25 protein-coding genes are annotated in these 24,980 nt (G+C 62.2%); 12 read left to right on the top strand and 13 right to left on the bottom strand.

Annotated elements, in window-relative coordinates; translation table 11 throughout:
• The first annotated feature begins 1 nt into the window (after position 1).
• Both LDN82_RS21955 and LDN82_RS21950 read left to right on the top strand, forming a co-directional pair.
• Positions 2–994: a substrate-binding domain-containing protein gene (locus tag LDN82_RS21955; RefSeq protein WP_224093942.1), complete on the top strand. Its 993-nt coding sequence runs from the start codon at positions 2–4 to the stop codon at positions 992–994.
• 181 nt (positions 995–1,175) lie between these two features.
• Positions 1,176–2,267, top strand: a complete 1,092-nt coding sequence (locus LDN82_RS21950) for a nitrilase-related carbon-nitrogen hydrolase (RefSeq protein ID WP_224165858.1) — start codon at positions 1,176–1,178, stop codon at positions 2,265–2,267.
• Between the two features lie 76 nt (positions 2,268–2,343).
• Here the strand turns inward: LDN82_RS21950 and LDN82_RS21945 are convergent, their stop codons facing one another.
• Positions 2,344–3,327 (bottom strand): acyl-CoA thioesterase, encoded by a 984-nt coding sequence (locus tag LDN82_RS21945; protein ID WP_224165857.1) that lies wholly within the window; start codon positions 3,325–3,327, stop codon positions 2,344–2,346.
• Positions 3,328–3,473: 146 nt separating this feature from the next.
• On the opposite strand from LDN82_RS21945, the gene aztD reads away from it, so the two are divergent.
• Positions 3,474–4,787, top strand: coding sequence for a zinc metallochaperone AztD (aztD, locus tag LDN82_RS21940; protein ID WP_224165856.1), 1,314 nt, complete (start codon positions 3,474–3,476; stop codon positions 4,785–4,787).
• A 150-nt stretch (positions 4,788–4,937) separates the two neighbouring features.
• Here the strand turns inward: aztD and LDN82_RS21935 are convergent, their stop codons facing one another.
• Together LDN82_RS21935 and LDN82_RS21930 are read right to left on the bottom strand one after the other, a co-directional pair.
• Entirely contained in the window at positions 4,938–5,372 is a 435-nt protein-coding gene (locus LDN82_RS21935) for a DoxX family protein (RefSeq protein ID WP_224165855.1), read from the bottom strand.
• A 40-nt stretch (positions 5,373–5,412) separates the two neighbouring features.
• The gene (locus LDN82_RS21930) at positions 5,413–5,997 is read right to left on the bottom strand and encodes an antibiotic biosynthesis monooxygenase (protein WP_224165854.1); all 585 of its coding nucleotides are present in this window, start codon (positions 5,995–5,997) and stop codon (positions 5,413–5,415) included.
• A gap of 42 nt (positions 5,998–6,039) precedes the next feature.
• Here LDN82_RS21930 and LDN82_RS21925 point away from each other — a divergent pair, with 42 nt between their 5' ends.
• The 3 genes from LDN82_RS21925 (at position 6,040) to LDN82_RS21915 (ending at position 8,391) form a co-directional block, all read left to right on the top strand.
• The gene (locus LDN82_RS21925) at positions 6,040–7,380 is read left to right on the top strand and encodes an MATE family efflux transporter (RefSeq protein ID WP_224165853.1); all 1,341 of its coding nucleotides are present in this window, start codon (positions 6,040–6,042) and stop codon (positions 7,378–7,380) included.
• A 9-nt stretch (positions 7,381–7,389) separates the two neighbouring features.
• Positions 7,390–7,962 (top strand): DUF308 domain-containing protein, encoded by a 573-nt coding sequence (locus tag LDN82_RS21920; protein WP_224092746.1) that lies wholly within the window; start codon positions 7,390–7,392, stop codon positions 7,960–7,962.
• A gap of 75 nt (positions 7,963–8,037) precedes the next feature.
• Entirely contained in the window at positions 8,038–8,391 is a 354-nt protein-coding gene (locus LDN82_RS21915; RefSeq protein ID WP_224165852.1) for a hypothetical protein, read from the top strand.
• Positions 8,392–8,481: 90 nt separating this feature from the next.
• Here the strand turns inward: LDN82_RS21915 and LDN82_RS21910 are convergent, their stop codons facing one another.
• A complete protein-coding gene (locus tag LDN82_RS21910; RefSeq protein ID WP_224092762.1) occupies positions 8,482–9,030 on the bottom strand; it encodes a CGNR zinc finger domain-containing protein in 549 nt (182 codons plus the stop codon).
• Positions 9,031–9,101: 71 nt separating this feature from the next.
• Between LDN82_RS21910 and LDN82_RS21905 the strand changes: the two genes are divergently transcribed.
• Positions 9,102–10,148, top strand: coding sequence for an EamA family transporter (locus LDN82_RS21905; protein WP_224165851.1), 1,047 nt, complete (start codon positions 9,102–9,104; stop codon positions 10,146–10,148).
• A 72-nt stretch (positions 10,149–10,220) separates the two neighbouring features.
• Here the strand turns inward: LDN82_RS21905 and LDN82_RS21900 are convergent, their stop codons facing one another.
• The gene (locus LDN82_RS21900; protein ID WP_011776688.1) at positions 10,221–10,484 is read right to left on the bottom strand and encodes a WXG100 family type VII secretion target; all 264 of its coding nucleotides are present in this window, start codon (positions 10,482–10,484) and stop codon (positions 10,221–10,223) included.
• A gap of 158 nt (positions 10,485–10,642) precedes the next feature.
• Here LDN82_RS21900 and LDN82_RS21895 point away from each other — a divergent pair, with 158 nt between their 5' ends.
• A complete protein-coding gene (locus LDN82_RS21895) occupies positions 10,643–10,915 on the top strand; it encodes a DUF2277 domain-containing protein (protein ID WP_011776687.1) in 273 nt (90 codons plus the stop codon).
• A gap of 81 nt (positions 10,916–10,996) precedes the next feature.
• On the opposite strand, the gene LDN82_RS21890 is transcribed toward LDN82_RS21895, so the two are convergent.
• From LDN82_RS21890 to LDN82_RS21880, 3 genes are read right to left on the bottom strand one after another with little or no spacing between them, the layout of a single operon-like run.
• A complete protein-coding gene (locus tag LDN82_RS21890) occupies positions 10,997–13,579 on the bottom strand; it encodes a heavy metal translocating P-type ATPase (RefSeq protein ID WP_224165850.1) in 2,583 nt (860 codons plus the stop codon).
• Between the two features lie 8 nt (positions 13,580–13,587).
• Positions 13,588–13,821, bottom strand: coding sequence for a heavy-metal-associated domain-containing protein (locus LDN82_RS21885; RefSeq protein WP_224092768.1), 234 nt, complete (start codon positions 13,819–13,821; stop codon positions 13,588–13,590).
• Between the two features lie 49 nt (positions 13,822–13,870).
• The gene (locus LDN82_RS21880; RefSeq protein WP_224165849.1) at positions 13,871–14,242 is read right to left on the bottom strand and encodes a metal-sensitive transcriptional regulator; all 372 of its coding nucleotides are present in this window, start codon (positions 14,240–14,242) and stop codon (positions 13,871–13,873) included.
• Between the two features lie 159 nt (positions 14,243–14,401).
• Between LDN82_RS21880 and LDN82_RS21875 the strand changes: the two genes are divergently transcribed.
• Positions 14,402–14,827 (top strand): rhodanese-like domain-containing protein, encoded by a 426-nt coding sequence (locus LDN82_RS21875; RefSeq protein ID WP_346347103.1) that lies wholly within the window; start codon positions 14,402–14,404, stop codon positions 14,825–14,827.
• Positions 14,828–14,840: 13 nt separating this feature from the next.
• Positions 14,841–15,494, top strand: a complete 654-nt coding sequence (locus tag LDN82_RS21870; RefSeq protein ID WP_224165848.1) for an alpha/beta hydrolase — start codon at positions 14,841–14,843, stop codon at positions 15,492–15,494.
• Positions 15,495–15,503: 9 nt separating this feature from the next.
• Here the strand turns inward: LDN82_RS21870 and LDN82_RS21865 are convergent, their stop codons facing one another.
• Positions 15,504–15,944, bottom strand: coding sequence for a VOC family protein (locus LDN82_RS21865; RefSeq protein WP_224165847.1), 441 nt, complete (start codon positions 15,942–15,944; stop codon positions 15,504–15,506).
• 101 nt (positions 15,945–16,045) lie between these two features.
• Positions 16,046–18,322 (bottom strand): maltose alpha-D-glucosyltransferase, encoded by a 2,277-nt coding sequence (gene treS, locus LDN82_RS21860; RefSeq protein ID WP_224165846.1) that lies wholly within the window; start codon positions 18,320–18,322, stop codon positions 16,046–16,048.
• Positions 18,323–18,594: 272 nt separating this feature from the next.
• On the opposite strand from treS, the gene LDN82_RS21855 reads away from it, so the two are divergent.
• Entirely contained in the window at positions 18,595–19,572 is a 978-nt protein-coding gene (locus tag LDN82_RS21855) for an NAD(P)-dependent oxidoreductase (RefSeq protein ID WP_224165845.1), read from the top strand.
• 56 nt (positions 19,573–19,628) lie between these two features.
• On the opposite strand, the gene LDN82_RS21850 is transcribed toward LDN82_RS21855, so the two are convergent.
• From LDN82_RS21850 to LDN82_RS21840, 3 genes are read right to left on the bottom strand one after another with little or no spacing between them, the layout of a single operon-like run.
• Positions 19,629–20,987, bottom strand: a complete 1,359-nt coding sequence (locus LDN82_RS21850) for an MFS transporter (protein WP_224165844.1) — start codon at positions 20,985–20,987, stop codon at positions 19,629–19,631.
• Between the two features lie 59 nt (positions 20,988–21,046).
• On the bottom strand, positions 21,047–22,813 hold the full coding sequence (locus tag LDN82_RS21845) for a sulfatase-like hydrolase/transferase (protein WP_224165843.1): 1,767 nt from the start codon (positions 22,811–22,813) through the stop codon (positions 21,047–21,049).
• A complete protein-coding gene (locus LDN82_RS21840) occupies positions 22,810–23,412 on the bottom strand; it encodes a PadR family transcriptional regulator (protein WP_224165842.1) in 603 nt (200 codons plus the stop codon). Before LDN82_RS21840 ends, LDN82_RS21845 begins: the two co-directional genes overlap by 4 nt.
• Positions 23,413–23,633: 221 nt before the next feature.
• Between LDN82_RS21840 and LDN82_RS21835 the strand changes: the two genes are divergently transcribed.
• Complete coding sequence (locus LDN82_RS21835) at positions 23,634–24,935, top strand: LssY C-terminal domain-containing protein (RefSeq protein ID WP_224165841.1); 1,302 nt, start codon at positions 23,634–23,636, stop codon at positions 24,933–24,935.
• Positions 24,936–24,980 lie beyond the last annotated feature (45 nt).

Raw genomic sequence — 24,980 nt, 5'->3', positions numbered from 1 at the left:
CATGTCCGATGTTGCCCGGCTCGCCGGGGTCTCCCAGCAGACGGTGTCACGGGTTGTCAGGGGAGCGACCAACGTGGACCCGGACATCCGTCAACGCGTTGAGCATGCCATCGCACAGCTGCGGTACCGCCGCAATCCAGCGGCAGCGGCTCTCGCCAGCAACCGGACCATGACAATCGGCGTTGTCAGCTTCGAACTGTCGGTCCTCGGACCAACGGTGGCCTTGTACGGTATTTCCGAGGAAGCCCGGCAACATGGCTATGCGACGCGTTTAGTCACGTTGGCCAGTCTTCGCCGGGAAGATATTAGGGCTGCCTTCGAATCCATCAATTCGGACACAGTTGACGGCGTGATCGTGCTCGCGCCCCTGTTGGATGCGATCACGGTGCTTGAGGGCCTCGACGTCGGTGTTCCCGTAGTGACCTTCCAGCAAGGATCGCAGCCCAGCCCGACAAGCGTTTCTGTTGACGAAGTGCGTGGTGCGCGGATGGTGGTGCGCCACCTGCTGGACCTTGGACACGAAACCGTGTGGCACGTCCAAGGCCCGCCGGGCTGGATGGCAACATCTGCCCGGGTCCAGGGATGGGCAGCCGAGCTCGGGGCTGCCGGACGAGTCGTTCCGACGCCGCTGCCAACTTCCGACTGGTCGGCCGCCGAGGGATACCGTGTCGGCCGTGAACTCGCCGCAAAGAAGGACGTCACGGCGGTCTTTGCCGCCAACGACCCCTTCGCGCTGGGAGTAATCAAGGCCATGGACGAGGCCGGGCGCGACGTTCCGGTCGATGTCAGCGTGGTGGGATTCGACGACGTCAAAGAAGCACCCTTCTTTCGCCCGGCACTAACCACCGTAAAGCTGGATTTCGAAGCAATCGGTCATATCGCTGTAAGCCGTATCCTCGCCATGATCAAAGAGGAAGCCGAGGGAGACATCCCCCTGCTGGAGCCGCGCCTCATACTCCGCGACACCACAGCACCGCCGCGAAGCAAGCGCTAACACAAAGCGCCGCCTGCCCCGCCATACCCGGGGCCTAACTCCTGACCAGGGCCATCAAAGGACCTCTGGTCCACCCCCTAAGAACCGGACCACCCCTAGTTCTTGCAATCCCTAACTAAACCGGAATACTGTGAGTTAGCGCTAACTCAGGTACTCAAAGAAGAGAAAAGAGAAAGAAACAATGGTCGATCCATTTGTCGTCGTCGCAGTCTCGCCGCGGACCATCAATGTGAAAAATCCCGGCGACGGCGTAGCGAACGTCAAACGCATCAACGAATTCATCGACACGGCAGTCATGGTCGGGTCCTGGGAAGGCTCTCCGGTCAAGCTGGTCGTCCTGCCCGAAATGGCAATCCAGGGCATGATCGCCAACACGCCAGGGAACCGCGAAAAGGAGCGTCACTTTGCCGTGACAATCCCCGGTCCGGAGACGGACGAACTCGCGAAAAAGGCCGTGGAACTCAACACCTACATCGCTGCTGAGTTGTACATGGTCAAGGACGAGGACTTCCCGGACCGCCACTTCAATGTCGCCTTCATCATCGATCCGCAGGGCGAAATTATCTACAAGCGCTACAAAGCCACCAGTGACGCCTACGAGGGCGGCATGCTTGGCAACATGAACCCGCACGACGTCTGGGACGAATGGATTGAAAAGAAGGGCGATGGCAATGCAATGGACGCCATTTTCCCTGTGGCCAGGACCGAGATCGGCAACATCGGGTACGCCATCTGCCACGAGGGTGTGTACCCCGAGGTGCCGCGTGGGCTGGCGATGAACGGTGCCGAGATCATTATCCGGGGCACCCTGATCGAGCCGGCCGTGCAGAACGGCATGTGGGAACTGCAGAACCGGGCCCACGCCATGTTCAACTCGGCGTACGTCGTCGCTCCGAACCTGGGGCCCGAAGTCCGTGACGACGGGTCAATGCAGGACCTGTTCGGCGGCCAGTCCATGATCGTCGGTCCACGCGGCCAGATCCTGACCAAGCAGCAGGGCTGGACCTCGGGCGACTCGTTCGTCTGCACCACGATCGACATCGAGGCGCTGCGCCGTGCCCGTCTCTCGAACGGCCTGTACAACCAGTTCAAGGACCTGCGCACGGAGCAGTACCGGGTCATTTACGACACCCCGATCTATCCGAAGAACCAGTACCTCGACGCGCCCCCGGCCGAGGGCTGGCTTGCCCGGGAAGACTCAACACGGGCCGCCAATATCGAGAAGCTCATCGAGCGCGGCGTTCTCACACCGCCGACGGGTTACAAGGCCTAGACCGAGGGTTGGCCGCGGGCGTGTTTCGCGCCCGCGGCCAACGCGGTCTATTCCATCGGGCCTAACGGAGCCGAAGTCATGCCTCCTGGTAGCCGCCTGCCTTCAGCAAGTGGTCGGGCAGCCGGTTTCCGGGGGCCCTGCCGCGGATCTCCAGCAATTCCCTGGCGTGCGCGTGCAGTTTCTTGTCTTCCTCGGACACCGGCACCCACGGCGGAATGGGTACGGCTGTTCCGGTTTCGTCACGGGCCACCATGACCGTCAGGCAATACGTGGTCAGGTTCATTTCGCGGGTTTTCGGATCGCCGGAGCGGACGTGCACGGCGATGTGCATTCCCTTTGCCCCGGTGTACACGAGCCGCGCTTCCACCTCCACTACGTGGCCGATCAGCAACGGCCGGTAGAAGCGCACGCCGCCCGAGAACACCGCCACAGTATCCCGGCCGCAGTACCTGGAGGCGCAAACGTAGGCGGCCTCATCGATCCATTTCATGACGATGCCACCGTGGACTTTGCCACCCCAGTTCACATCAGTGGGGGACGCCATGAAGCGCAACGTCACGCGTTCGGCGGTGCCGGCGTCGGTATATTCCTGGGCGTTCATCGCCTTGACGATTTGCTCGCGGACTTCAATGCGGGCAAGCGCGTGATCACGTTGCTCAATCTCCTCCGGAGTGGAGGGCTCGAACTGTGGCACAGGAATCGGCTTGCCGTCAGGTCCGACGGCCACGAAAATCACCATGCACTGGCTGTGCATTGTCTCCGGTCCACCCTTGGGATCGCGCGAGCTGACCACCGTGTGGATGTGCATGGAGGAACGGCCGGTGTAGACGATGGTGGACGTCACCTCCACCATGTCGCCGCTGTTCACCGGATCCGTGAAGTGAATGTTGCCCACGTAGGCCGTGACGCAATAGGACTTCGCCCAACCAACGGCCGCCGCGTACGCAGCCTTGTCCACCCACTCAAGGACGGTGCCGGCGTCGACGGATCCACTGTGGCCCACGTCCATGGGGGCGGCGAGGAAGCGGAGGGTTACGGAGTTGCTGGGGGACTCGCTCATGCTCGAAGTTTACTGTTGGCGGGTTTCTGTTACGTGTCCACGTCGTGCGCCCGCCGTCCGGCTGGCCAGACCTTCTGCCCGACCGATTCGAAACGGACGGCCCAGGCGAACTTGATACACAAATGAGAATCAATATCATTTAATCCATGACTCATCACCCGACCCCTACTTCGCCACGCCCAACCACCCGAACAAGGCGCCGCAGAAGCGCCCGGCCGCTTGCCGCCGTCGGGCTTTCTGCGCTTCTCCTCACCGCGTGCGCTGCCCCCGGGGCCAGCCCGGCTGAAGCGCCTACCGAATCCCATGCAGCAGCATCGAAGGAAAAGGAAGCGGGCGCTCCTTCGCCTCGGCTCGTTTACACGTACGACGGCGGCATCGCTGTGGTGGACGCGAAGACGCTCGAACCCGTGGGCGGCGAAGCGGAGCTCGACGGATTCAACCGCCTCAACCCTGCAGGTGACGGCCGGCATGTCCTGGTGTCCACGGGCGACGCGTTTCGCGTTTTCGACGCCGGCGCCTGGACCGAGCCGCACGGCGACCACAGCCATCACTACGTTGCCGAACCCAGGCTGACGGATCTGTCGTTCGAGGCGAGCAAGGCAGGTCACGTCGTGCGGCACGCGGATAAGACTGTGCTGTTCAGTGACGGCTCCGGCAAGGTGGAAACCTTCGAATCCAGCGCCCTGGGCGACGCTGTCGAGGCCGGCAAGCTGCCCGTCACGGACGTTTACACCACTGCCGAGACTCACCACGGCGTCGCGGTGGAGTTGGAAGATGGCAAGCTGCTGGTCACCCTGGGCAACGACGAGGGCCGCACCGGCATCGCTGTCCTGGAGGCCGGCAAGGGGCAGGACCGTAAAGAACTTGTGCGCAACGAAGACTGCCCTGGTGTGCACGGCGAGGCAGTTGCTGCAGGCGAAGCTGTGGTGGTTGGCTGCGAGAATGGCATGCTGATCCACAAGGACGGTGCCATCACCAAGGTCGCAAGCCCGGACGCATATGGGCGCATGGGCAACCAGGCGGGCTCGGAGAAGTCGCCGGTGATCCTGGGCGACTACAAAGTGGACAAAGCCGCTGAGCTGGAACGGCCCACGCGGATTTCCCTGGTCAACACTGAAACCGCAACCCTCCGGCTTGTGGATATTGGCACCAGCTACTCGTTCCGCTCGCTGGGCCGCGGACCGGCCGGCGAAGCGCTGGTGCTCGGAACTGACGGCGGCCTGCGCGTTATAGACCCGCTCTCGGGAGAAGTGACCTCGACGATCCCCGTAGTCGCCGCGTGGGAAGAATCCACCACGTGGCAGGACCCGCGCCCCACGCTTTTCGTTCAAGGCTCGACGGCGTTTGTCACCGAACCTGCGACGCAAACTATTCACGCGGTGGACTTGCAAACAGGCAAGGTGAAGAAGTCCGTGCAGCTTGAGCACGTCCCGAACGAGCTGACCGGCGTCGAAGGCTAGACGTTCTCTCACATCGTGACCCTTAAGCGCCGACGTTCTCTCACATCGTGACCCCTTAACGCCGATGCTCGCTCACTTTCTTGACGAAAGTGAGCGAGCGTTCCGCTATTCAGGCTCGGATGTGAGAGAACATCGGGGGTTGGGGGCAAACTACGCGAGGACGCGGAGCTTGCTGGCGGAGCGGCCGAAGAGGGCGTTGTCGGCGGAGATCTTGCCTGCTCCAGCCAGGGCGAGGGCCAAAGCGGCGCCGGCGAAGAGGAGGACCAGCTCGTATCCGCCGTTGGCGACGAAGACGCCGGCCGGAGCGTGAACCAGGAACAGTGCTCCGAGCATGTCGATGGCCAGGAGGGCCGCGAACACCCGGGTCAGGAGCCCGAGGATCAAGGCGATGCCGCCCACAAGCTCGAGGGTTGCAACAACCGGGGCTACTGCGGAAGCGCCCGGCACGCCCATCTGTGCAAAGGAGGCCTGGGTGCCGGCGATGGTGAATTCGTTGAACTTCTGCCAACCGTGCGCGGCGAAGAGAAAACCTGCAATAACGCGCAGGACGGTCAGGGCTGTAGTGCTCAAGCTGGACTTGTTCATGCCTTCAACCTTCCCGGAGATAAGTTGAAGAGTCAACTAATTAAGAAGTTCCGTGACTCAACCCACGTGGTTTTGCCTGCAGCCAAGGCTGGAGGAGGCGCGTCGTGATGGGCAGGAAGATGTACGTCATCAGCGGCGTCAGGATGACGATGTTGAGCAGCACCTGGAACACCAGCGGCCAGCCCAGCGTCAAAGGGTGCAGCAGGAAATTGGCCAACAGACTAAGAGGGAAGAACGGTAGGAAGATGCTGATCGCCTGTTTCCAACGCGGTGGCACCACAGTTTCCGGAACAACCACGGAGGCATCGCCGGGCTGCGAAAACCAGCCCTCGATGCCTGTACGCCGCTCAACCCGCGTGGTCTCCATCATTTCCCGCGCGCTGTCGATCCACCAGCGCCGCTCCTCGGACTGCTCCCATCCATGCAGCGTTTCAGCATCGGCGAACCGGTACAGCATGTGCCATTCGTTCGAGCCGGCCCCACTCCGGACCCATCCCGAGCCCAGATATCCGGGCCACTCGCGCGCCAGTTCCTGGCCAGCGTGTGCCCAGGCATTTGCTTGCCGGGTGTACCCCGGAAGGATGGTGCGGGCGACGGAAACTGTAACGGGATGCTTGTGTGACACGGCCCCAAATTTACCTGCCCCCAAGCGGACTAGGCTTGTTTAGTGCCTCAAACCACAACCATCACCACTCGTTCCAATGCCCGCGAGATCCTGCGCCTGGCAGTACCCGCGTTCGGCGCGCTCATAGCCGAGCCGCTGTTCCTCCTCGCTGACTCCGCCATTGTGGGCCACCTGGGCGTGGATCAGCTCGCCGGCGTTGGGCTGGCATCCACGCTGATGCACACTGCTGTTGGACTTATGGTCTTCCTGGCATATTCGACGACGCCGGCAGTCGCCCGGGCGATTGGCGACGGCAAGCTCGGCAAGGCTTTGGCGGCAGGGCGCGACGGCGTGTGGCTGGCTCTGATCCTCGGTGCGGGTCTCGCCGTCGCCGGCTTTGTCGCTGCTGAACCGCTCGTGGGCCTGATGGGCGCGACGGGCGAGGTTCGCGGGTTCGCAGTGGATTACCTGCGCTGGTCGATGCCCGGGCTGGCCGCGATGTTGCTCATCTTCGCAGGCACGGGCGTGCTCCGCGGCCTTCAGGACACGCGGACACCCTTGGTGGTTGCCACGGCAGGATTTGCGCTGAACATCGCGCTGAACTGGTTCCTCGTCTACGGATTGGATCTGTCCGTTACTGGTTCGGCCATCGGCACAAGCATTGCGCAATGGGCCATGGCGGCTGTGTATCTGGTGATGGTTGGCCGGAACGCCCGGCAGCATGGTGTCTCCCTCAAACCCCACTGGCATGGCATTCGGGCCATGACAAAGGTTGGTTCATGGCTGATGCTGCGTACCCTAAGCCTCCGCCTCGCCATCCTCTCCACAGTCCTGGTAGTCACTGCCCAAGGCGCCGTGAACCTCGCAGCCCATCAGCTGGCCATGACCATTTTCTCGTTCCTCGCCTTTGCCTTGGATGCGCTCGCCATCGCGGCGCAGGCCCTGATCGGCAAGGAACTGGGCGCCAGAAATGCTGTCCGCGTCCGGGTATTGACGCGAACCATGATCCGCTGGGGCCTGGGGTTCGGGGTGATAACCGGCGTGCTGCTCGCTGTGGCTGCGCCGTGGGCCGGCTACCTCTTCACGTCCGACGCCGGTGTGCGTGAGGCATTGACCGTCGCCCTGTGGGTCCTTGCAGTCGGACAGCCTTTGGCCGGCTACGTCTTCGTCCTGGACGGCGTCCTCATCGGTGCCGGTGACGCGCGCTATCTGGCGATTGCCGGCGTCGTGAATCTTGCGGTCTACTTGCCGCTCCTGACGGCCGTCCACCTGACCAGGCCCGACGGCGCGGCGGGGCTGGTGTGGCTGTGGGTCGTCTTTGCGCTGGGCTACATGCTGGCGCGCGGGGTCACTTTGGGACTGCGCGCGCGCACGGACAAATGGGTAGTGCTTGGTTCGCACTAAACTGGATGCGTGACTCTCCCCACGACTCCTTCCCAGACACCTCCTGCGTCCGTGCCCGGGCTCTGGAAACCAGTGCTGACCCGGGCAGTGGTTGCGTTGGTGTTCGGCCTGGTCACCATCTTCTGGGGATCGCCTTCGGTGCAGGTGCTGGCTTGGGCCGTTGGCTTGTACCTGCTCGCAACAGCGGGTTCGTTGTGGGTCTCGCGCGTTCTGCCTGCGGCAGTCCCGGTGGTTGTCGCGATCGGCGGTGTGGGGGCGTTGGTCACTCAGTCAGATGCCGGCGTCGCGCTTTCTACCGCCGCCGCGTTGCTGGTACTTGGCGTTCTTGAACTGGTCCACGCACTGCGGAATCGCGACTCGTTGACCCGTGATTGGCTGGTATCCGGTGTTATCGCTGTGGGCACTGCTGTGGCGTTGCCGTTCTTCATATCGCTCGGCGCGCACGCACTTCTGGGTGTTGCCGGTGGCGGAGCGATCCTTTCCGGTGTGCTGTGGATTCTCTCCGGGCTGACGCTCCGGCACGATGCTCACACGGGCAACCAGGCCACTGCGCCGGGTGCTTCCCCGGAGGCCGTAAACTAGTAGCTGGACGTTCTACTCGTTGTAGAACTTTTGCAGACCGGCGGGGAGCCGAACAGGCCCGCCATCATTGGAGGAATGATCGTGGCAGACCAGACACCAGGAGAGCCGCGCAAGATGCGGACCTCGGTCAAGGGACCCCTCATGTTCTCCGCGTTCTTCGCAGTACTGGCATTCGTTGCCGTGCTCATTTTCGCGTCTGGCGGCAGCGCACGCGCTCCGCGGTTCGACCTCGCCTTCACCGGCGCTGGTATCGCGTTTATCGTGAGCCTCGTGGTGGCTGCCATGCTCTCCATGAGCCACAAGGAAAACGCCGAGCACCTGGGTAAGGGCTCTGGCGTCAACCTCAGCTCCAAGCGGCCCGGGCATGGTGGTCCCGCCGCTCCCGGTTCCGTTGCAGACGAGGCTGAAACGCCCGACGGCGGCCACTAACCTTCCGGCGCTTCCTCACTACAGGTGGGGGAGCGCTTTTTCGCAGAGTGGGGCCGCAGTGGTGCCCTGCATTTTCCGCGGGGAGGAGATCTACTCGCCCACGGCCGCTTTCCGCGCCCGATACGCTGCGACGTGTGCACGGTTGGCGCAGTTGCCTGTGTCGCAATAGAGCTTGGAGCGGTTACGGCTGAGGTCCAGGACCACCGCATCGCAATCGTCTGCGGCGCAAATACGCATGCGATCCATTTCCTGGCTGCGGATGACGTCAATGATTGCCATGGCAGCTTCTGTGCCCATGCGGTCGGCCAATGGTGCTTCGGGTGTAGTGGCGTGGAGATGCCAGTCCCAGTGATCGTGCTTGACGAGTTGCGGGAGTGCCTGCGCGTCTATGAGCAGTTTGTTCACGGTCTTTGCGGCGGTGTCCTCATCGGCGGCCCAGAGTGATGCCAGCTCGCTACGCAGCCGCTTGACGCTGCGCAATTCTGCTTCGTCATGTGTCCTCGAACCCGAGAATTCTTCGGCCTCCAAAAAGGCGTCGAGGTCCTCTACTGATGCCAGCGAATCCTCGCCGTTGGCTGCTGTGTTGACGAGATTAACGACGGTGCGTAGTGCAATCTCGGTGTCAGGCGCAAAATGCACTTTGACTCCTTACATGTTTCGGGAGTACTGTCATGACCATAAGCCCACTTTACTCCTGACAGGAGGCTGCTGTGTCAGCTACAAAGACGAAGGCTGATGCAAAAGGTTTCCTGGCCTCAGGACTCGGCATCGCTTTATTCTCCTCCGCGGTTTTCGGTACCTCCGGTTCGTTCGCCAAGTCCATGCTCGAAACCGGCTGGTCACCTGGCGCTGCTGTTGCCGTGCGACTCACCGGTGCTGCGCTGATCCTGGCGATTCCCGGCGTCGTGGTTCTTCGCGGCCGCTGGCACCAGCTCAAGGACAACTGGCTGACTATCCTGCTGTTTGGGCTCATCGGAGTCGCAGGTTGCCAGCTGTTCTACTTCAATGCAGTAGCCCGGTTGTCCGTGGGGGTTGCCCTGCTGCTCGAATACCTTGCGCCGGTCATGATCGTGCTGTGGCTGTGGATCGCCAGCCGTCGCCGCCCTCGGGCCCTTACCGCCGCTGGCGCATTGCTTTCGTTGGGTGGACTAGTCCTTGTGCTCGACCTCACCGGCGCTGTGAAGGTGGACTTCATCGGCGTCCTCTGGGGCATGGCTGCCGCCGTGTGCCTGGTGATCTACTTCTTCATTACAGCCAAGGAAAACGACACCCTTCCTCCTCTCGTGCTTGCCTCGGGCGGTCTGCTGGTGGGCGCGCTGGTCATGTGGCTGGTGGGTGCTGTGGGGTTGATCCCCATGACTTTCAGTACCGCTGATACGGCCCTGGGCCCCTGGACCATACCCTGGTGGGTGTCAGCTGTGGGGCTTGTTATTCTCGCGACCGTCCTCGCCTACGTCTCCGGCATCATGGCAGCACGCAGTCTGGGGTCCAAAGTGGCGTCTTTCGTGTCCCTGACGGAAGTGCTGTTCGCCGTGATCTGGGCTTGGCTGCTGTTGGGTGAATTGCCGAGCACCATCCAGTTGCTGGGTGGGCTTCTGATTGTGGGCGGTGTGGTCTTGGTCCGCGTGGACGAATTGCGAGGTGACCGTAAGGCCGCCCGGACCGCTGAGGAGGCTGCCCGGGCCCGCGTCCTGGATCACGCGAACGACGTCGAACCCGTCCCGTCGGGGCGCGTCGCCAAGGTCCCGCGGGACTAAGGGCATCTTCGAGTTTGGATCTTAAGAAGCGAAAACCCCGGACGCCGTAGCGTCCGGGGTTTCCCAACGGTCCTAGTTGGAAGCCTGCTGCTGCTGCTCAGCGTTCTTCTGAGCGCGGTCGCCGGCTTCGCGAAGGGCGTCGGCAACCTTCTTCAGGTTGGAAGCGTGCTGGCTGTCCCACTCGCCGCGGAACTTGTCGGCGTCCGGGCCCTTCCAGTCGGTGCCGTCAAGGGCGCCCTTCAGCTGTGAGCGCTGCTGCTCGATGTTCTCGGCACCAGCCTTCAGCTTGTTACCGAGCTGACGAAGCTGATCAACATCTGCACCCCAAATAGCCATGAGATTCTCCTTCATTTGTTCGGACCCGAGCTCTTCGGCATCCCCAGCGGCCTCCGGCTCATCCGGAAGATCCAATAGCTAAAACCTATCGTGTGATTCGAAAAGGCGTCGATGGGCACCCCTCCCCATGGAGCGCTGCCCATAGTTAGCATGGGGTTATGTGCCGGAATATCAGGACTCTTCATAACTTCGAACCACACGCTACGTCGGCAGAGGTGGAGGCCGCCGCGCTGCAATACGTGCGCAAGATCAGCGGTTCCACCAAACCGTCCAAAGCCAACGAGGAAGCTTTCGCTGAGGCCGTCCACGAGATCGCCCACATCACGCAGCATTTGCTGGATTCGCTGGTGAGCCATGGCCCGGCGAAGAACCGTGACGAGGAAGCCGCCAAGGCAAAGGCCCGGGCTGCTGTCCGCTTCGGGACGGCTTAGCCCGGGCACAAGTCCTCAAACTGCGCAGCAGCACATGACGTTCTGAGAGCTCGGAGCGCCCTGTGCTGCTACGCGGATGGGTTACTTCCCGAATGAGCGGAGCCGCAGGGAGTTCGCGACGACAAGCACGGAGCTCGCCGCCATTGCTGCGCCTGCGATCATCGGATTGAGCAGTCCGATGGCTGCCACTGGGATGCCGATCGCGTTGTAGAAGAAGGCCCAGAACAGGTTGGTCTTGATGGTGGAGAGCGTCTTGCGGGAGAGCTCGATAGCCTGAACGAGCTGGCCCAGGTCGCTGCCCATCACGGTGAGGTCAGACGCTTCGATTGCAACGTCCGTGCCGGACCCCATCGCGATTCCCAGATCCGACTGGGCCAAGGCAGCGGCGTCATTCACGCCATCGCCTGCCATTGCCACCGTTGCGCCGGAGGCCTGAAGCTTCCGGACTGCGTCGACTTTGCCTTCCGGCAGGACGCCAGCGAACACGTCGTCAGCGGAAATCCCGACGGCGGCAGCTACTTGGGCGGCGACAGCGGCGTTATCACCCGTCAGGAGCATCGGACGGATACCGAGATCCTTCAGTCGCTGGATCGCAGCTGCGGAGCCTGGCTTGATGGTGTCGCTCAGGCTGACGATTCCGGCAGCTTGACCGTCCACAGCCACCCAAATTGCAGTTGCGCCGCTATTCTCCTGAGCTGCGAGCTCGTCCCGCTGGCTGGCATCGAGGGCGATGCCGTTCTTCTCAAGCCAGCCCGAGCGCCCAACCACAACCGTTTTTTTAGTCCCGTCCAACGCCACGGTTCCGCGGACTCCGCCGCCAGGAGCGGAACTGAAGCCATCCACACCGGGGAGAGCGCCGGCGTCGGGCATTGCTTCCTTGGCTGCTTCCGCAATCGCATGGGCGATGGGGTGCTCCGAGGCTGACTCGACCGCACCGGCAAGTGTCAGGACTGCTGCCCGGGAGTGGCCATTGAGGGCGACCGTATGGTCCACGGCAAGCCTTCCGCTGGTCACGGTGCCGGTCTTGTCCAGCAGGATGGTGTCCACATGCCGGGTGTCCTCCAGCACCTGCGGACCCTTGATGAGAATGCCCAGCTGAGCGCCGCGGCCCGTTCCGGTCAACAGCCCGACGGGAGTTGCGAGGCCAAGGGCGCAGGGGCAAGCGATCACCAGGACGGCAACTGCAGCGGTGAACGCCGCGTTGAGGTCGCCCGAGAAGAACAGCCACAGAACGAACGTCACCAACGCAAGCACCAGCACGATCGGCACGAACACCGCGCTGATCCTGTCCGCAAGCCGCGCGATTGGCGCCTTTCCGGTCTGCGCCTGACTGACCAAACGGCCCATCTGGGCGAGGGTCGTGTCAGAACCCACCCTCGTGGCCCGGACCAAAAGGCGGCCTGAGGTGTTGATGGTAGCGCCGGTAACAGGGCTCCCTGGACCGACCTCGACCGGAACAGATTCGCCAGTCACGAGAGAGGCATCGACGGCGGACGCGCCGTCAATCACCACACCATCGGTCGCGATCTTCTCACCAGGGCGGACCACGATGACGTCATCTACCAGGAGTTCTTCAGCAGGTATTTTCTGTTCCCGGCCGTCCACCAAAATCGTGGCATCCTTGGCGCCAAGATTCAGGAGGGCTTTCAAAGCGTCGCCGGCCTTGGCCTTCGCATTTGCTTCCAGGTACCGTCCCAACAGCAGAAATGTGGTGACAACGGCGGCGACTTCGAAATACAGCCCACCACCGGACATGCTTTCCATGCCCGGGTGCTCCGTCATCCTGGGATCCGCGAACAACTGCCACGCGGAGTAGAGGTAGGCCGCGATCACCCCGATGGAAACGAGCGTGTCCATGGTGGATGCGAGATGCCGGGCATTGATAGCGGCGGCCCTATGGAACGGCCACGCAGCCCAGCTGACCACAGGCAGCGCCAATGCACCCACAATCCAGCCCCAGTTGGTGAACTGCAGGGCAGGAACCATGGAAATCGCGAAGACGGGCACGGTCAGTACCGCCGCCGTGATCAGGCGTGGGCGGAGTGTTGACGCCGCTGGGCCGTGCGACATGTGATCTGTGTGATTCGCGTGCTCGGCATGCTCTGCTGGCGCGGAGCCGCCGGTGCCATGCTCTGCATGCTCGTGGTTGCCTTGCGTGACGCCCCCGGCGCCATGCTCTGCATGCTCGGTCGTTCCTCCCTTGGACGCATGCTGCCGCATGGCGCCGGACGCATCACTGTGGTCGTGTCCGGTTCCGGGTTCCGTGGCTTGGGGCGGTTCGGCCTGCGCCGCGTGTCCATTGTTGGTGGACGTTTTTGCGTGGTCCTTGTGATCTGGGAGGTCACTCGTGAGCTCGGTGACGGAGTTTGGTTGGTGACCCTGAACGCCACGATTGTGGTGTTCCCTGGTGTGGGGGGCTGGGGGTTGGCGGACTTTGGCTTTGTAGCCTGTGGCGTTGACCGTGTCCACGATTTGTTGGTCTGTCACCGTGGCTGGGACGGTGACGTGGGCTGATTCCAGGGGAAGGTTGACGCTGGCTTCGACGCCTTCGAGCTTGCCGAGCTTCCGTTCAACCCGATTGACGCACGAGGCGCAGGTCATGCCCTCTATGTCCAGTTCGATGACCCGGGTTTCGGGCTGATTGAAGGTCTCCTGGTTAGTCAAGAGGACTCCTAGGCTTCGTTGGCTACCACCAAGTAGCCGGCTTCTGCGACGGCCTCGCCTATTTCGGACGGCGAGAGCTGGCTGGTGGATGTGATGGTTACGGTGGACAGCCCGCCGGGGTTGAGGTCCACGGAGACGTCCTCCACGCCGTTAAGTGCTTCGAGTTCCTCGCTCACGCTTGAAACACAGTGGCCGCAGGTCATGCCGGAAACGTTGACGTTTGTCTGGATGGTCTGGCTCATGATGCGCTCCTTGGTGGTGAGTTGAATGGTGTGATGTGTGTTGGCGGAATTACCGCAGCAGGCGCCCGATGGCATCGGTGGCCTCCTTTACTTTGGCATCGATCTGTTCGGCGCGGGCTTCAGGATTGGGCTCGGAGGCGGCGCCAACCACGCAGTGGCCAATGTGCTCTTCAACGAGTCCCAGGCTGACGGCGTGCAGGGCTTTGGTGGCAGCAGCCACCTGCGTGAGGATGTCGATGCAGTATTTGTCCTCTTCCACCATGCGCGCGATACCGCGGACCTGCCCCTCGATGCGTTTCAGGCGGCGCAGGTAGGCGTCCTTGTTGCTGGTGTACCCGTGTGGTGCGGCGTGCTCAAGGTCGACTTCGATGGTCGGGAGGTCCGCGCTCAGGTGGTTGAAGCTAAGGTCTGCATTGCTCATACATCGAATGTATACCCCTTGGGGGTATAAGATCAAGTACCCCCTGGGGGTATTGGGCGTATGTCTTCGAGAAATGGGAACGCGCCCAGGCTTCGCGTAGTGTTTGCTCTGGGGCGGAAGGAGATCGTCCGCAGAATCGCTTTTCTCAACGGAGGATACGTGACAACCTCACCGACCGGCCTAACGCTCGATCCCGCCGCCTTTTTTCGCGCCAAGTTGCAGTGCGAAATCGACGTCATGGAAGTGGCTGAGTCGGAGCCGGGCTCGTTGCTTGTGGTGGATACGCGTAGGCAGTCCTCGTGGGATCACGGACATATTCCGGGAGCAGTACATATACCGACTGCCCAGATTCCAGCTTTGGCTGCTGGGCGGATCCCGGCGGGTTCGAAAGTCGTGGTCTACTCCTGGGGTCCCGGGTGCAACGGCAGCACCTTCGCGGCGCTCGCTTTCGCCGAACTGGGATATTCGGTGAAGGAAATGATTGGTGGCATCGAGTACTGGATCAGGAATGGCCTACCGGTCGAAACTGCTTCCGGCGTCAGCTTGCAGAAGCCCGATCCGCTGGTGACAGCACACACTGCGTGAGTTGAAACGAGGGATGATGGCGGTATTCGTGTTGATTCACGGTGGCGGTTCCACAGCGTGGGATTGGCATCTGGTTAAGCCCCTGCTTGAGGCATCCGGGCATGGCGTCATCGCTGTCGACTTGCCCATTGAAGATGCCGGCGCAGGGCTTGAGGACTACACGCGGGCAGTGACTGCAGCCGTAGGCGACGCTCAGAACACCATCGTTGTTGGGCACTCGTTGGGTGGCTTCACAGCGCCATTGGCCTGCCACGCCCTCCGCTCCGACGGACTTGTGTACCTCTCGGCAATGATTCCGATGCCGGGCGAGACGTTCGGGGACTGGTGGACCAATACGGGGCATGATCGGGAGTCCATCCCTGAAGAAGCATTCTTCAACCTGGTCCCCGAGGATTTGGCACAGCAGGCAATCGGCAAAGAGCGCGACCAGCAAGGTGCGTGGATGTCCGCGCCTTGGCCCGGCCGGCATCCGCATGTTCCTACCCTGGCGATTTTGTGCCGTGACGACCTGTTCTTTCCACCATCATTCATGAGGCGCCAAGTACGTGATCGGCTAGGAATCGAACCGGTGGAGATCCCGGGCGGTCACTATGCCAGCTTGAGCCATCCGGAAGCTGTAGCAGCGGCTCTCAACGAGTTCGCCAAGGAGATCAATGTGGGCCGCTAAATATGGTCCTCAGTCCTTCTTCTTCAATTCCTGGGCGAGCATCACCAGGATTCCGCTGGGTCCGCGCAGATACGTGAGCTTATAGATATCTCCATATGTGGCCACTCCGCGTAGCGGAGTGCATCCGTGCTTCGCCGCTATCTCAAGGGCTTGATCGATATCGTCAACGGAGAAGGCCACCCGGTGCATTCCGATGTCGTTCGGACGGGTGGGGTGCGTCTCGATCGCATCAGGGTGGATGTATTCGAAGAGTTCCAGCTGACCCTGACCATCGGGGGTTTGCAGCACCGCAATCTTCGCGTGGTTGCCATCAAGCCCGACGGCGGTATCGGCCCACTCGCCGCTGACGGTGTCACGGCCAACCACTGTCAGGCCGAGGTCGGTGAAAAAGGCGATGGTTTCTTCAATGTCACGTACCGCAATACCGACATTCTCAAGTTTGATGGCCATGGCTTCGAAGCTATCAAGGTGAAGCGATTGGCTCCAGTGGCGAGGCGGCAGGAAACCTAACCCCGACGTCGGCACTTACGCGAGTGCCGACGTCGGGGCTTCTATTCGGTGTCGGCTTCCTTCAGTACCAGAGCGGTCCCTTGGAACGCCCGCAGTTCGAGGAAGAAGCTGCCAAGGTCATCCACTTGCCCCACGTTTTCGCCGCTGAAGAGATCGTGGACGCTGGCGCCAGGGACAAGGTGCGAGGACTGGATGCTGCCTGCGATGTCCTGGTCGGAGAAGTTCAGGACGGTGACTTCAAGCTCGCCGCTGCCGAGTTGGTTGACCAGGACCAGCAGCCCGCGGTTGGAAACGTCGGGCACGTCCAGCAAGGTACTCGTTGCGATCCCTGATTCTTCCCGTACTTTCAGGATCTGCTGGAGGCGCCGGGCGTAGGAGGCTGGATCCTTGAGCTGTTCAGGCAGCGGACCGTAGAGGCTCCGGGCCCGCGCCATGCCGGCGAGGGAGGTCTTGGCGTCGGGGCTGGTGCCCATGAGGTCGTGGGCGCCGCGGTTAATCCAGCGGGTGTCGCCTTGCGAGGTGAGCTCCCGGACTGTTTCCCGATCCAACGCGGTGATGCCGGTGAGGTCCCATCCGGAAAGCGCGAAGACCCCAGGCTGCAGCGCGTTGTACATGGACAGGAGCACGTGGGCATCCAGGACCTGGGCCTCTTGCTCCTGCGTTATCGAGTCCGGGTCTTTGATTCCCAGCGCAGCCATGAGGAAGCTGACCGTGGTGCAGGCGATGCCGTTGGTGGTGAAGACCGCGTTGTAGGGCCCGTTCTCACCGGTGAGGCGTTCCCGCAGGGTGCTCTGGACCTTCTCGGCAACCTCGGCGCCTGTCAGTTCTTCGCCGCCAAGCTCGAAGATGTCTTCCCTGTGTCCAGCGGCAAAGTGGAGCAACTCGTAGGTCAGTTCATCGTGGTTCTGCAGTGCGTGCACCAGCGAGGCCTGGTCCACACCGATCTCCATGGCCAACCGAAGGGTCAGTCGGAGAAACTCGGTGTCACCGGTGACCAGCGCATAGTGGTAGGCGGGCCTGGTGATGAAGTCGTAGGAAAGATCCGGGCCCGACTCGGACTGCGCCTTGATGTCATCAATGGTGAGGTTGAGTTCCTGGAAGGAGAACCCGCCCACTTTGCGGATCATGGAGCCAATGAGCTGGTTCGCTGCCTCGGACAGGGGGTGGCCTTCCGACCAGCCCGGCTGTTCCTCCGCGCTCTTCTCCACGCCGAGGAAGCCGTTGGCATCCAGCCGCAGGGCACCGGTGCCCAGGTCCAGGAGGGAGTGCAACGCATCGCCCACCACCAACCGCATCCCGGCGAAGGTAGGGTCCAGCCAGTTAATGGATGGCTGCCCGGCCTTGAAGTAATGGAGATACACCCAGCGACGGGTTTTGCCGGTGGTATCCACGATCGGCCTGGTGGCGCTCCAGTTGGTCTCCTTGACCCCGGGTTCGTAGAAGATCACGCGTTGGAGCCTGCCGATGATGTACCCCGCTTTTTGGAGGGCCTGCTCGGTATCGGGACTGATATTCACTGAATCTTCGCCCTCGGGAACATCGGGCAGCAGGTGCCAGTCTTCCTCGGGGATATCCACCATGTGATAGATGCCCGGGTAGTCCCGGAAGTTCATCTCGGCAAGACGGAAGTCGGCGCCTTTGCCCGTATGGCCGGGCACGATGTCGTCGATGACCGTCCCGTCATGATCTGCGGCGACTTCGCACATCCGGCGGAATTCTTCCTCCGTACCGAACGCCGGATCGATCGCCATGCTGATGCGGTCAAAATGGCCATCCACGCTGGGCGTCTGGGACCAACCGCTGATGCCTCCGGCCAGCTTTACAGGGCCAGTGTGGAGTCCGCGGATGCCGATCTCCCGGAACGCCTTCCAGAGGCCCGGCTCTCCCAGCGCGGACAGAAATGACTGACCCTCGCGGGTAATGAAGGAGAGAGGGTAGGCCGTGAACCACACAGGCGCACGCTCCACTGCCGCCCGCGGGTTTGGTCGGGCGTAGGCGTTCTGCCACATGCTGGCCTGGCCAGAGAGTTGCCGGGCCATGGTGTTGGCATCGCCGAGCATCGACTGGTTGCGAAGCCAGTCCACATACGTCGGATTGCGCCCATCGAATTCCAAGGAGGGCCTGGCTGCGAAGAATTGCCGGCGTCGGGCGATCGGCCGGAGGGCTTTCGGGCGGGCGGGATAGAACTGTTCGTCAAACGTGATCTCGGGTGACTCTGTGGCGGTTTCCTCGGGTTGCGTTTCCTGCGGATCCTCCGTTGTTTCCTCTGGATTCCCGTTGGTTTCTGACAGGCTCTCGCTGACTACAGGCTCCCGCACAGCTTTCTCCTTTACGTGGTCGCCGCGTCAACGCCGACCGTCCGAGGGGGTCGTTCAAGAGGTCACGTACCCGGGCTTGCCCGGAGTATTCATGCTAGTCACGAGGGCATGGGGTTTGTCGAGCTTGGGAGAAGTGAGTCGTCAGGTTGCTGGCCAATCGTCGCTTGATGTCTCCGCAGTCCCCGCTTAAGTGAGGCCGCCCACGCCGCGCCTGCATAGAGGAACTACTCTGGAACTCCAACCCAAGCACGCCCAAAAAGCGAAGGTTACCCATGAAAATAGTTGTCATCGGCGGCAGTGGCCACATTGGTTCGTTCCTCGTGCCCAGGCTCGTCAACGCCGGCCATGAAGTGACCAACATCAGCCGCGGAATCCGGCAGGCCTACACCGATACACCAGAGTGGCAGCAGGTCCGCCAGGTCACAGCGGACCGGGAGCAGGAGGACCGGGACGGCATCTTTGGTGACCGGATCGTGGAACTGGGTGCCGACGTCGTGATTGACCTGGTCTGCTTTACGCTCGACTCCGCCACCGCGCTGGTGAACCGACTCCGCGGCGAGGTAGGCCACCTCCTGCATTGCGGTTCTATTTGGCGGTATGGCGCCAGCATGAAGCTGCCCATCGCGGAGGGCTCGGATACTGCTGCGGCCCCAACCGATGAGTACGGCATCCAGAAGCGAGCTATAGCCCGCATGTTGAAGGAAGAGACGGCTTCCGGCGGACTGGCTACTACGTCGTTGCACCCCGGTCACATCGTCGGACCTGGTTGGCAGCCGATCGGACCGCTTGGAAACCTCGACGCATCCGTGTGGGAGACGATCGCCGCAGGCCGGCCGCTAAAGGTTCCCGGAAGTGGCACCGAGCTGATGCATCACGTGCACGCCGACGACGTCGCGCAAGCCTTCGAGAAAGCCATCCAGCGACGTGAAGCGGCCGCCGCGGAGGACTTCAACATTGTTGCTCCCACCGCCCTGACAGTTCGCGGATACGTCGGGATCGCTGCGTCGTGGTTCGGGAAGGAACCTCGCTTCGAGCCAGTCAGTTGGGAGGAGTTCCGCAGAACCACCACACCTGGGCACGCGGATACGAGCTGGAGCCACCTGTCACGCAACCATTGCTTCAGCATTGAAAAAGCCAAGTCCCTGCTGGGTTATGCACCCCGGTATGAGCCGGAACAAGCGGTCCGCGAGTCCCTGGAGTGGCTCATCGACCACAAACAACTCAGCGTAGGAAACCTCGCCACAAGTTAAACCGCGACGTCGGCACTCACCTGAGTGCCGACGTCGAGCCCGAACGGTTGCCTAAGTCAGCCCTGGTGCAGTGCTTCCTGCCGGCGCTGCTCCAACGCATTCCGGACACGCTCCACGTCCCGTGGGTAGCAGAAGTAGAGGGCGGTGAGGACTGCTGCGTTGACCAGCATGAGGATCACCAGGGTCCAGAGGAACACGGCCTGGATTCCGAGGCTTGAGGCCAGGGCGCCCGCTCCGAGGGAGAAGACGGCCCACCCGATGGTCTCGAAAACGGTCAGGAAGATAGCGAAGGCCTGGCCACGAAGTTCCGGGAGGACGACGGCCGCGACGATCGGACGGTTGGCGGGCGGATTGGCTCCTTGGGCGAAGCCGATCAGGGCCCAGAACGCGCTGTAGATGCCGATGTTGTCGTAGTCGAATTGGGTTGCGAAGAATGCGACGGCGGCGAAGAGAACCTGGGCGCCCTGCAGGTAGGCAACCCGGCCCCTGTCGGGAAGGACCCGGTCCAGGAGCGCGACGAGCCAGCCGCCACCAGCGGTCCCGGCGAAGTAGCCGAGCCCAAACGGCACCAGGACGATGGCCGCCACCGCGTTCGTGAAGCCCCGCTCCACCACGAGGAACTGGATACCGAAGATCGCGATGAGGAGGTGCCCGGAGAGCAGGCGCGAGAGCATCATGATGGAGAAGCTGGGAATCCGGAACAGGGAGGCCACCGAGCGGACAGTGACTTTCGGGGTGAGGCGCTCGCGGCCGCTGAGGTCTGCGAGTTGCTTCTCCGACGCTCCCACTCCGGGGTCTTTCAGGAGCAGTGCCACCAGCAGGCCGGCCAGGATGCAAATGCCACCGATGGTCCACATGCCGAAGCGCCAGCCATCAGTAATACCCGTGAACAATGCGATGAGAGGGGCAATGAAGGAACTGATGAGGCTCATGAACCCGTAGAAGTAGCCCGCAGCCTTGCCGCGCTGGCTGTCATCGAAGGAGTCCGCGATGATGGCGTTGGCGATCGGGCTTCCACCGATGATCGACGCCGACATCAGCGTGTTGAGGATCAACAGTTGAACGAAGTCCTGGGAGAAACCTGCTGCTATGCCGAAGACTCCACCGGCCAGGGTGGTGGCGATCAGCGCTTTCCGTCGGCCGATCTTCCCGGCAAGCCAGGCCCACGCCGGACCGGCTGGGACGGCAATGATTTTGCCGAGTGCGGCCAGCAGGCCGAGGTGGCTGCTCTGCAGTTTCAGGGCCGCCGCAATGGTCGGGAACAGGGTGGCGCTGAGGCCGGCTTCCGTGTTGTCCACGACCGTAACGCCGGTGAGGACAGCGAGGTTTCGCCAGCGGTGGGGAACTTTGCTGGCTTGGGCTGCTCCTTCTGCTGGAGCTTCCGTGGCGAGGGCAGGGCTGGGTTGGGTGGTCATGGGCTGTAGGTCCTGTCTACATTGTCAGGCTGGGTTGGGGATGTGTCACTGGCTTGGAGTTACGCCGTGGGGACGGCAGCCAGTTCCTCGGCAATGGACCCGAGGGCGCTCGAGGAAACCGGGATGACGGCTGCGAGCTGGTAGAGGCTGAGCTGGGCGGGGATGTTAACCAGTTCAGTGCTGATGAGGTCGGGGAGGTGCTTCTCCAAGGCTTCGCGGCCGCGGACGTCCTGGAGCAGTTCCAGAAGGGGCAGTGTCAGGGCAGCTCCGCCGTCGGCGAAGCTGTCGATCGGAGGCAGGGGTTCCAAAGCGAGCCGCGCCCTGTCCGCTTGCCGGTCGGCGAGCAGGTGCTGGGCTGTGGGTTCGGAATCGAAAGGAATTCCGAGCCGCTGGAACTGGCTTTCCGGTGCATCGTTGGCGTGCATAAGTTTGGCCAGTGTTTTCAGTAGGCGCAGTTCCAGCTCGTCGTCGATGATGGGGTTCGTTTGGTGCGGGTCTTTTTCCAGGTCAAACAGGAGGGTTCCGTGGACCCATGAGTTCATCATGGAGGTGGTCTGGAGTTGCATTGTCCGCAGTCCCTTGGTGAAGCTGAACGCTTCCGCAGGTTCCCACTGCGCGAGTTCGGCTGTGGAGAACCGTGACCGCATGTGGGTGGGCATCAGCGTGTAATCCTCCAGTGGGGCGTTGGAAGGATCGACGGCGGCACGCATGTAGACGTAGCGGCCGTCAGTGACGTTGACGTGGCCACCATGGATACCGAACAGGGCCGCTTCACGTACTTCGTGGTCGTCCTGCAGGATGGCGGCCAGGTCCTGGCCCTGCATGTCCTCCGTAGGTTCGACGCCGAAGAAACGCAGCATGGTTGGTGCAATGTCGATGGTCTGGGCGAGGGCTCCACGCCGGGTGTCCTTGCCGCCGGTGCGAGGGTCCCACAGGAACATTGGCAGGTGCACGAGTTCGTTGAACCATGGTTGAACGGACTTGGCCCACCAGCCGTGTTCGCCCAGTAGGAAGCCGTGGTCTGTGTTCACCAAGAGGAGGGTGTCTTCCCACATGTTGTACTGGTCCATGGCATCCAGGACCCGTCCAAGCGATTTGTCGCACATCGAGACCAAAGCGGCATATTCGTAGCGGGCGTGCTCCACTTGATCCTGAGGTTCGGTGACCTTCTGGTATCCCGGCCAGTCGAATTCGGGGCCGTCGTAATCATGCTCGTACAAAGCCTTGTATTTGCTGTGGGTGAAGAAGGGCTCGTGCGGATCGAAAAGCTCGATCTGGAGCATCCACTTGTCTGCTTCATGGTTCGTATCGATGAAGTGCAGGCCGGCGTCCACGGTCTTGGTCTGGGAGTGGTCTGCCTCGGTGGGCATATAGCTGCGGTTGATGAGGTCCTGTCGCTTCATCCCCGCACGCCAGTCCTGGCTTCCGCCGGAAGGATTTACTACACCCTTCCACGGGTCGCCTTCCTGGCCACGGAAGAACTCCCAGGTGGTGTAGCGCGGGTGATAGGTGGCGCCTCCGTCCTCCCAATAGTGTGGGTGGTCTGATACGAGATGCGTGTGCACTCCTGCTTTTCCCAGCATCTCCGGCATGGAATCGTCGAAAGGTTCCAGCGGGCCCCAACTGCGGTGCAGGAAATTGTGGCGGCCGGTGTGCATCTCGCGGCGTGCCGGCATGCAGGGCATCGAACCGGCATAGAAGTTGTCGAACGTCGCCGTCTTTGCTGCCAGGCGGGCAAAGTTGGGGGCATCTACGAACGTGTCCGCCGCGTAAGGGGAGAGCATATGCCTGTTGAGGCTATCGAACATGAGGATGATGGCCTTCATGGTTGCAGCTCCGCCGGTACTGCGGTGAGCGAACGGGACGAGAGCTGTCCATCCAGAAGCTCTTTGCGCAGGCTGATCAGTCCGGCAACGTGTGCGTCGATGGCGCTCGCACCCATGAGGTGCAGGCGCTCTCCCACGGATTCGGCCAGCTCGGTGTCGAAGGCGATGGTGGGAGCCCACTGTTCCCTGCGGTCGCGGTTGCGGTACCTTGCGATTTCGTCCTGGCGGGTGTGGATTTCGACGTCGAGAATCCGGAGGAGTTGCTCAGCGCTCATGAAGCCGGCAAAGGACAACCGTGCAGCGAGTTCGGGGTCCTGGAAACGGCTGGCCGGGTGGTACGGGCCGGTGAGCCAATCGAGGAACACGGTGGCTCCTTCGTCAGTGACGCGGTAGGTCTTTGCGTCCTGCGCGCCGGGACGGGGGTCCACGCTGTGGGTCACCCAACCTTGGCTCTCCATGCTTCCGAGCGAGCGGTAAACCTGGCTCATCTGCGTATTGGAACGCAGGAAGCGGCCATGGGTGTCCAGGTACTTCTTGATGTCGTAGCCCGTGCTCGGATGCTCCAGCAGGACTCCAAGAAGGATGTGTTCGAGCTTCATTGTTCTCTCCATCAGCAGGTCATTGCGTGATGCCGGTCACGCTTTCTAAGAAAAGAATGACACAAGTGGAATGGTGAGTCAATGACACAAGTGGAATCCTTATAAGTTCGACGACGGCACCTGGCCAAGTTCCGGCGTCGAACCTTAATGCCCGGGACTGTGTACACGCGGAGGCCAGGAGGCGAAGCTTAAGGAGCACGTGCACCCAGGGGGAGTTCCGAATGTACAAAGCGCCGAACAAAGGAGTCACGGACAGCCGGCTCGACCACGCGTTCTTCGTCCTGGGTGGAGCAGCTGCGGTGTGGCTGGCATTCCTTCTGGTGGGGGAGAGCTTTCATCTGGGGTGGGGCCAGGTGTGGTTCTCCTTTGTGTTCTGGGCCTTCCTGGCCTACCTGCTGCTGCCTCGCCTCCACCGCATCCTGACCACCATTTACGTTCCCGGCTACTTCATCGGCCGGGCCCGGACCAGCGACGGACTGCTCGGTGACCCGGTGAACGTGGCCCTGATGGGCACCGAGCCGCAGATCCACGCGATCATGCGTGCCGCAGGGTGGACCATCGCGGACGACGTGACCTTTGCCAGCAGCCGGCGCATCGTGAGTTCTACGCTTTTGAGGCAGAGCTACACACAGGCTCCCGTGAGCCCCCTCTACCTCTTTGACCGCCAGCAGGACTTCGCCTACCAGCAGGAAGTGGACAGCAACCCCGGCAAACGCCACCACGTCCGCTTTTGGCGCTGCCCCGAGGGCTGGATGCTGCCCGGCGGGCACAAGGTGGATTGGCTCGCCGCCGGCACCTACGACCGCAGCGTTGGCTTCTCGCTGTTCACCCTGCAGATCACGCACAAGATCGAGCAGAATACCGACGTGGAGCGGGACCACATCGTACGAACGGTGTCCGCGGCTGAACCTGCCGTGACAGTGCGCGTCATCAAGGACTTTTCCACCGGATACCACTCGCGCAATGGAGGAGGGGACTCCATCTCCACAGACGGCGACCTGCCCATCATCGACGCCCGCCGCGTGCCCGTCCCCGCCGACCAGCCAGCCAGTCGGACGGACAGCCGCGACCGCCGCCCCGCACCCACCATGACGGGCGCATTCCTCGTGGTCATCCGGGCCCTTGCTGCACTTGCTTTGGCCGTCACTTTGCTGGGCTCGGGTGGCAACATCACCGTCGAGGACGCCAACCTTGATCCACAAACCACGACGGCGGCAATCGTCACCATAGCTATGATCGTCCTGGTTTTCGGGCTCGGCGAAGTGTTCCTTGCATGGCGGATATTCCTGGGAAGCAACGGCGCCCGCGTGATTGCGATGGCACTCAGCTCCATCTCGATCGTGGTCCAGGCCATCGACGCCTCCACGGGGACCACCAATCTCACGCTTGAGGCAGGCCTTTCCGGCTTGGCCACGGACATACTGGTGCTCCTGGCTCTATCCAGCCAACGAGCCAGGATCTACGCCAAGCGCCAGCGGGTTCCGGCGGTCCCGCCGTCGGTGGTTCGCCGTGTGGCATCCTGACCTTCTTTGACGCCGGGGGCCTCTCGACGCGCCGGGGAATGCGGT

This window comes from Arthrobacter sp. StoSoilA2 (assembly GCF_019977195.1).
GTDB lineage: Bacteria > Actinomycetota > Actinomycetes > Actinomycetales > Micrococcaceae > Arthrobacter.
Note: the sequence above shows the minus strand (reverse complement) of the source record. Positions and strands in the feature narration are given on the sequence as shown.